This window comes from Ancylomarina sp., from assembly GCF_041555295.1.
Classification (GTDB): domain Bacteria; phylum Bacteroidota; class Bacteroidia; order Bacteroidales; family Marinifilaceae; genus Ancylomarina.
The window spans coordinates 1-1,842 of sequence record NZ_JBFFKR010000450.1 but is presented as its reverse complement, the minus strand read 5'-3'; the positions used below and the strand labels follow the sequence as shown (position 1 = coordinate 1,842).

Here is a 1,842-nt window from a genome sequence, read left to right as displayed (position 1 = left end):
ACAAGTTTTACAAAGCTTCTTTACAATAAAAAAGGAAGGCTTTCTTTTAGTTGGGAGGTATGGATCGTGGTATGGGTTAATAAACAATAGTCTGGAGTTGAAGCACCTCCCTGAAATACGGGATCGGGCACTCCTCCTTATCCACCGACAAGCTCAGGAACCAGGAGGAAAAAGGAATGCTTTGAGAATCTCTAGGAATTTACTCGCAAGCTCGTTAACATATTAGTGTCATCGGCGAAAAAAGCTATGAAATTGGAGGATGCAAAGCACTTCAATTTATTTTCTTACCAGTTTTGTTTATATAAAACCAGCTTTCGCTTTCCCAGCTACTGTACTCACCTTCAGGAACAGTGCTACAGTCATACGAAACCTTTGCTTTGCCATTCTTAAAGGGAAATGCACAGTCGAACTGGGGTTTTATTACGATCTCCCCTTCCTTATTGGCATAACCGATATTCCCATTCTTGATAATCCGAAAAAGTCCTTCGACAATATGGTCTGGTCCGTTATCGTAGCCGAAAACCTCAAACAGTTCTGAATCATTTCTGTCTATGGCTGCAAAACCACCTTCCTTTTTCAAAACAATGGCAAAAATTCTTAAGGTGTCGGTATAACAATAGTGATATTTGCCTACGGGAACAACAGTATCTCCAGCGAGATTCACGTAACCACTTTCAACACCCGGTTCATCAAATTCACCCTCAAACACTTTCAGCAGGTAATCATCATTGAAACTGTGAAGCAATTCTTTATTTCCTCTTATACGAATCTGGGGTTTACGCTTTTCAGATACCAAGTCGATATTTACTATTTTCAGATTTCTGAATTGTCCAGTCAGATACTTAACTTCTTTCAGACTCTCAACATCAACATATATAAAGTAAGTGTCATCAATTTTAATTGAAGTTGTGTCCTTTACGATGTTTTTATCAATTCTGAACAATATTGAGTCAGCCTTGCCTACACCATCTGTATATCTTTCCAAAACATCAGAAAGGCTATGATAAGTGAATACTCTATCCTTTGTGTAAACAGAAGCTTTGCCTTTATCAACATGAAGGGAATCAACCCGCTTGGGGTTTAAGTAAACTTTATTAAAATCTATAGGTTTGTCGTTTAGAAAATATATTAGTTCTTTTTTATCATGAGAAAACAAATTCGCACTTATAAAAACAAGTAGAATCAGTATGAGTAAGGAATAACTCTTTCTTTTCATATTATTTAGTCACTAATTGTTTTACGAATTTCTGCCTGACATAACAGCGTACGCTGAGCTGGAGTTGAACCACCTCCACTCACCATGAAATACTTCGTTTTTTATCTGTCGTAATTTCACGGGGCAAACTCCCCCATTAATATTGTCCTTTTCAAGCTCAACCAACTAGCCTAGCCCCAGAAACAACTATGTTCGTCAGATTCAATAATACGGATAAAAGATTCAACATTAGAAACTATCGGATCAGGTTCGTACAGCTTCCAAGTGCCAGTGGCTCTCATCCAATAGACTTTCCATACTTGTTGTGATTTTACATATTTACAACGAGCATATGGACATTCAACCTTTTTGGAATGGTCATCCCACTGTGGTCGAATTTGGAAAAGAATGACTTCATTATTTTTAAAGGAATATCCCAAATCAATCTGTTCTCTTAATTCAACTAGTGGTCTCTTGGTTTGAATATAATCACTAACTCTTTTTTCGTTGATATTTAAAATGCTCATATTTTTTTATTCATTTATAAAATGATTATCCCTAGATTCTAGTCGTTAGCTTGATTCAAAAGTCTCTTATGGTCAGTCATTCAAAATCAGAACCGCAATAAACTTAACAGAGCATTGTTT

The 1,842-nt window shown here is 36.5% G+C and carries 2 protein-coding genes; both read right to left on the bottom strand.

What is annotated here, in order from left to right; all coding sequences use genetic code 11:
* Nucleotides 1-271: 271 nt before the first annotated feature.
* On the bottom strand, nt 272-1,216 hold the full coding sequence (locus ABY905_RS16985) for a WG repeat-containing protein (protein ID WP_372646042.1): 945 nt from the start codon (nt 1,214-1,216) through the stop codon (nt 272-274).
* 170 nt (nt 1,217-1,386) lie between these two features.
* The gene (locus tag ABY905_RS16980) at nt 1,387-1,722 is read right to left on the bottom strand and encodes a DUF3024 domain-containing protein (protein WP_372646039.1); all 336 of its coding nucleotides are present in this window, start codon (nt 1,720-1,722) and stop codon (nt 1,387-1,389) included.
* Nucleotides 1,723-1,842 lie beyond the last annotated feature (120 nt).

What these genes read in the sequence shown, in the direction of transcription:
- ABY905_RS16985 (WP_372646042.1), bottom strand. Translation starts at nt 1,216, where the DNA reads ATGAAAAGAAAGAGTTATTCCTTACTCATACTGATTCTACTTGTTTTT.
- ABY905_RS16980 (WP_372646039.1), bottom strand. Translation starts at nt 1,722, where the DNA reads ATGAGCATTTTAAATATCAACGAAAAAAGAGTTAGTGATTATATTCAA.